Annotated in this window: 1 protein-coding gene; it reads left to right on the forward strand. The window is 57.8% G+C overall.

Translation table 11 applies throughout. From position 1 onward, the window contains the following. The coding region (locus tag SB660_RS22010) for a hypothetical protein (RefSeq protein ID WP_410584582.1) at nt 1–256 on the forward strand (256 nt) is incomplete at both ends.

A 256-nucleotide genomic window follows, 5' to 3' on the forward strand; every position in this document is an offset into this window, starting at 1 on the left:
TGTTCAACAACGGCATCTTCAACGATGAAGAGAAGGCCTTGGCGAACGGCGCCAAGCAGCATGGCGATGAGGCCAACGCAGCGGGCGTCTACTACATCCTGAATCCTGAGACGGGTAGCCCGATTGCAGAGATGCTCTATGCGGGATACAGCAAGCTCAATGGCTTGCTCAAAGGGAGGCTTCCGCTTAGCGGGGCTGAGCGGGCGAATATTGATATCGCGGATTCCGCTGCCACGCAGGGAGCGTTGGTCGACAC

The organism is Bacillus sp. SIMBA_005 (genome assembly GCF_046535585.1).
GTDB lineage: Bacteria > Bacillota > Bacilli > Bacillales > Bacillaceae > Bacillus > Bacillus pumilus.